This window comes from Paraburkholderia sp. (genome assembly GCF_035501035.1).
Lineage (GTDB): Bacteria > Pseudomonadota > Gammaproteobacteria > Burkholderiales > Burkholderiaceae > Paraburkholderia.
Window position 1 is genome coordinate 1 of sequence record NZ_DATJWR010000265.1, and the last position, 4,060, is coordinate 4,060.

Consider the following 4,060-nt stretch of genomic DNA (forward strand, 5'->3'; position numbering starts at 1 on the left):
CCGCATCCGGTGACGAAGTGGCGTCCAGACAGTCGAGCGGCATACCTGCGCAGATGCCACATATCCGACCGCATGTCGCCACTGAATCGGTTAATTTTTTTCGAGGTGAAGAGCCGACTCGCGATAACTCGAATTCAGCTCCAGGCACTGAACGTATACATCTAGCCGTCGTCATCTGCAAAAAACCCCGCCAGTCACTTGCGAGGGGTCCAGTCTTAATACCGGTGTGATTCAACACGCCACCTGTTGACGGCGGCGTAAATCCGCACATAAATGGCGGCGCAAGGTTGACCAGGACCGTCAACAATGAAGCGCCGTTGACGGCCTCGGTCGGGGCGGCCGGTCCCAATCAGAATGGATCGCTGATGTCGTTGAGATTGGGATCCTCGGGAGGGGAATGCTGTTCGCGCAGCAGGTCATGCAGGGCGAGGTCATAGTGCATGCAGATCCGCGCACGCAGATCCTCGATGAGTTCGACGACGGCGAGCGCCTGTTCCGGCGACCAGTTGTCCGGTATCAGGAAGTCGAGCCCACGGGTAATGCCCGAAGGCAGGTGTGCCAGGCACTTCATGATTTCTTCTCGGCACGCGCGCTACTGCGTCTGCTGGCGCGTTGCTCGGCCCTCTCGCGCGCTTCCTTGACCCGGTAGGACTCGCCCTCGATGGCAATGACTTCGGCGCGATGGACCAGCCGGTCAACGAGCGAGACGACACAGGCGGCGTTCGGGAACACCTCATGCCATTCGGAGAACGGTCTGTTGGTTGTGACCACGGTACTTGCCGAGCCGTACCTGCGGCTGACCAGTTCGAACAGCAGATCGGCGTGGCGGTTTGAGTACGAGAGGTAACCGACCTCATCAATCACCAGGATGTCAGGGGATGCATAGCGGCGCAGGCGTCGACGCAGCGCCGAATCGCTGTCCAGTGCGGCCAGTTCGCCGAGCATCTGACCGGCGGTAGTGAACAGCGCGGTGTGACCGTGCACGAGCGCCTGATAGGCGAGATTGAGCGCGAGGGTTGACTTGCCGACACCATTCGGGCCGATCAACACGACGTTGGCGGTATCCCTGACGAACCCGAGCGACATCAGCTCTTCAACGGCAAGCCGGTCGCAGCGCGTGGGCCAGTTCCAGTCGAAGTCGCACAGCGGCTTGAAGTTGCCCAGGCGTGCATCGCGGATACGTCGCTCCAGTGATCGGCGGGCGCGCTCATCCTCTTCCCACTGCAACAGCGGCGCGACCCACTGTTCGGCGGCCACATCGGACCAATGCGCGAGCAGTCCGTACAGACGCAGGGCGTTCGCGCGCCCCTGAAGGTTCTCAGGTGTGTTCATCGGCGCCTCCCGCAAGCTGGTCGTAGATGTCGAGCCGGTGTGGTGTCACCAGCGTGTCCTTGTTACGCACGTGTTCGGGCAGGATGAGGGTGACTGGCGGCGGGGCCTGCCGTGCCTCGCGCCGGCGCTCAAGCGCCAGACGTACCGGATTGGGATGAGGCGCCGCGTCGCTGGCAAGGGTTTCCTCGATCGCGGCCTGCAGTTCGGCGGGGCCATAGCGGTCGAGCAGTCGCAGCAGGTGCGTGGTGATATTGCCCAGATTGCCGCCACGCTCAGCGGCGTGCAGCATCAGGGTCCGGCTGGCCGGCGCAGCCCGGGCCAGATGATCAAGACCGCGATGGTGACGGGCCTCGCGCTTCCTTGCGACGAGCGCATCGATGTGTGCGGCAATCTCGATCTGCGCGCCGCGATCGTAACTACGTTCATGGGTGGCGAGCAGATCGGCGCCGTCGAGAATGCGTACGCGCCGGGGATCAGCGCGTACCGTGAGCGTGCGTCGCACATGGGTATACGGGATCGTATAGTCGTTCAGGTCGAAGCGCACGTAGGGCGTCTTGCCGACCTTCACGGCGAGAAGCAGCTCACACGGGTACGGATTCTCCGGCAACATGAGCAGGCTGGGCTGTTCGCGCCCGAAGGCCTCGCGCACGGTGATCATGGGTTCTTCGCGGCAGGGCCGCTCAGCAGCGGGTCCCGCGCACCAGATTGCCGCCTGGGCATTGAGATCGTCGAGGTCCGTGAATCTGCGAGCGGCAAAGAAGCTCTCGCGTACAAAGCGGATTGCCCGTTCAACGCGCCCCTTCTCGTTGCCCCGTGCGACAGCCACCGGACGAGGCTCATAACGATGATGCGCGGCGAACGCGAGCAATGTCGGGTGGAAGCGGATCGCATCGCCCTGACGCTCAAGCACGGCGCTACGCAGGTTATCGTAAAGCAGAACCCTGGGGACCCCGGACCATGCTTCGAAGGCGCCGGCATGTCCTGCCAGGAAACTGTCCATACGTGCATCGAGGAAGAAGCGCAGATAGATCTGCCGTGACCACGACAGCACCATCACGAAGGCCATCAGCGGTCGTCGTGCCCGACCGATCTGCAGGTGACCGAAGCTGGCCCAATCGACCTGCGCCTGTTCCCCGGGCAGCGTGCGCAGGCGCAGGTAAGCCTCCGGTACCGGGCGTGGCCGGTGCAGCGAGATCAGGTGCCGGAAGTGGTGGTGACTGCCCCTGTAGCCGCGCTCATACACCATCGCATACAGGCGACTGGCCGTGAGCGAGGGAAACTTCTTTAGCGTCTCGTGGATGAATGGCAGGTAAGCATCGATCTGTGAGGCTCGCTGCACGGCGCCAATCCTGGGCAGGCCGGCCTGGGCCAGCACGCGCTGGACGGTGCCGCGGTGCACGCGCAACTGGCGCGCGATGGTGCCGCAACGCCACTTCTCCACGTGGTAATAGCGCAGGATCTGCGCCTCGAGTTCAGCTCCAATGGTCATGGGTCGTTTCCTGTTCTGTCAGTAGTAGTACGAACATCACGGAAGACCCGACGGCGCAGTGGCCCGATGCGTACAAGGCCCGAACAGATGCGGCGACAGAAGCAGCAAGGCGTCGATCCGGGCGCGGCGACAGTGGATGTCGATGCGGTTGCCGTCGTCGTCGAAGTCAGTGGCAGTAGAGCATTGGCGACGGGTGTCGGAGAACGCTGATGCGTCACTTTATTGAGGCGCTGACGATAGCGACGCATCCGTTCGGCATGTGCAAAGCGGCCACGACGACTGAGTTGATAGCGTTGGCCAGCCTCGCGCAGGCGGGCGCGGCGCGAGGCCTGTGAGCAGTCGCCACCGCAGTAGATCTGGCCGCGATCGCAACGGCGGCACACGACGACCTGCGCCCGGCAGCGGGCGCACAGAAAGAGGCGGCCAGTGGCCGGCATCGGCAGTCCCCGTCAATGCCGAAGCGGTATCGACGGGGCGGATCAGCCGTGCCATACTGGCCCGGCACCCGTACCCCGTTGTGCGCGTGTGGGGCTCGACACTGGAATGAACTTGGCGGTTAGGACCGGTGTCGGGCCTGTTTCTTCGGCGGTCAGTTGCAGTCGTTCTTCTACCGCATCCCGATTCCCGCGTCATCCCCCTGCCGAACCGCACATCCCCGGTGCGTCTGCGCTCGCCCTACGGGCTCCCTCCGACGCACCCGAATCTGAGCCTCATGAAACGTCCCAGAGTCGCCGGGCTGAACAGCAATCGCGTCGCACGGCTGTCCGACGCCGCCATCCAATGTCGGATTCCGACCGCCATTCACACCTGGGCGCCGACATTGGCGCCACGCTCGTGCTGCACACCTGGGGCTCAGCGCTCACGCATCACCCGCATGTGCACGGCATCGTTCCCGGTGGCGGGCTGTCACCCGATGGTGAGCGCTGGATCGCCTGTCGCCCTGGCTTCTTCCTGCCAGTGCGTGTGCTCTCGCGCCTGTTCCGGCGCCGCTTCCTTGAGGCCCTTGAAGCAGCTCACCACCGTGGCCAGTTGCAGTTCTTCGGCGAGTCCACCGGGCTCGCGGACCCCGCCGCCTTTGCCCGGTGGCTTGCGCCGCTGCGTGACTGCGAATGGGTGGTCTACGCCAAGCGCCCGTTTGCCGGCCCCGCAGCGGTGCTCGCCTACCTGTCGCGCTACACCCACCGGGTCGCAATCTCGAACCGGCGATTGCTCGCGCTCGACGAAGGCGGCGTCACCTTC

The 4,060-nt window shown here is 64.1% G+C and carries 4 protein-coding genes and 1 pseudogene; 2 read left to right on the forward strand and 3 right to left on the reverse strand.

Features of this window, described 5'->3' with window-relative positions:
• Positions 1–349: 349 nt before the first annotated feature.
• Genes VMJ11_RS19535 through istA form a run of 3 tightly spaced genes read right to left on the reverse strand, consistent with a single transcriptional unit; the run spans position 350 to position 2,821 of the window.
• Positions 350–571 (reverse strand): hypothetical protein, encoded by a 222-nt coding sequence (locus VMJ11_RS19535; RefSeq protein WP_090836203.1) that lies wholly within the window; start codon positions 569–571, stop codon positions 350–352.
• Positions 568–1,332, reverse strand: a complete 765-nt coding sequence (gene istB / locus VMJ11_RS19540; RefSeq protein WP_090836204.1) for an IS21-like element helper ATPase IstB — start codon at positions 1,330–1,332, stop codon at positions 568–570. Before istB ends, VMJ11_RS19535 begins: the two co-directional genes overlap by 4 nt.
• A complete protein-coding gene (istA, locus tag VMJ11_RS19545; protein ID WP_090836205.1) occupies positions 1,319–2,821 on the reverse strand; it encodes an IS21 family transposase in 1,503 nt (500 codons plus the stop codon). Before istA ends, istB begins: the two co-directional genes overlap by 14 nt.
• A gap of 209 nt (positions 2,822–3,030) precedes the next feature.
• Here istA and VMJ11_RS19550 point away from each other — a divergent pair, with 209 nt between their 5' ends.
• A complete protein-coding gene (locus VMJ11_RS19550; RefSeq protein ID WP_256211476.1) occupies positions 3,031–3,156 on the forward strand; it encodes a hypothetical protein in 126 nt (41 codons plus the stop codon).
• Between the two features lie 469 nt (positions 3,157–3,625).
• Positions 3,626–4,060: pseudogene (locus tag VMJ11_RS19555) on the forward strand (IS91 family transposase); the annotation flags it as partial.

What these genes read in the sequence shown, in the direction of transcription:
- istA (WP_090836205.1), bottom strand. Translation starts at nt 2,821, where the DNA reads ATGACCATTGGAGCTGAACTCGAGGCGCAGATCCTGCGCTATTACCAC.
- istB (WP_090836204.1), bottom strand. Translation starts at nt 1,332, where the DNA reads ATGAACACACCTGAGAACCTTCAGGGGCGCGCGAACGCCCTGCGTCTG.
- VMJ11_RS19550 (WP_256211476.1), top strand. Translation starts at nt 3,031, where the DNA reads ATGCGTCACTTTATTGAGGCGCTGACGATAGCGACGCATCCGTTCGGC.
- VMJ11_RS19535 (WP_090836203.1), bottom strand. Translation starts at nt 571, where the DNA reads ATGAAGTGCCTGGCACACCTGCCTTCGGGCATTACCCGTGGGCTCGAC.